Raw genomic sequence first — 296 nt, 5'->3', positions numbered from 1 at the left:
TCCCGTGGAGCGGTCGTTCCCGGCACACCCTTGAGCCAGGCGTCATAAGCGGAGAGAAGGTCCTTGACGTTCTCTACCCGCTTATCGACGGAGACAAACGCACTCTTGTCTCTGGGGAGTATTATTTTGCTGTCGCTGGTGCGTTCCGGTTTGAAACCCGCCTTGCGCAGAGCTTCGAATAAACCCTCATGGAACACATATCCGATTGTCCGCAACATCTGAAACATGTTGCCGACTTTGTGAACCTCCCTCCTGTCGTCCGTCACCGTGTCGCTCCAGAGAGGAGTTTTGCCAAA

Annotated in this window: 1 protein-coding gene; it reads right to left on the bottom strand. The window is 54.4% G+C overall.

Annotated features, from left to right (window positions below):
- On the bottom strand, positions 1-266 hold a 266-nt coding region (locus ACLQ24_RS30545; RefSeq protein ID WP_425895187.1), incomplete at its 3' end, for a hypothetical protein.
- Positions 267-296: the final 30 nt, after the last annotated feature.

The sequence above is a fragment of the Micromonospora sp. DT4 genome (genome assembly GCF_049841675.1).
GTDB lineage: Bacteria > Actinomycetota > Actinomycetes > Mycobacteriales > Micromonosporaceae > Micromonospora.
This window is presented reverse-complemented; position numbering and strand designations above follow the sequence as displayed.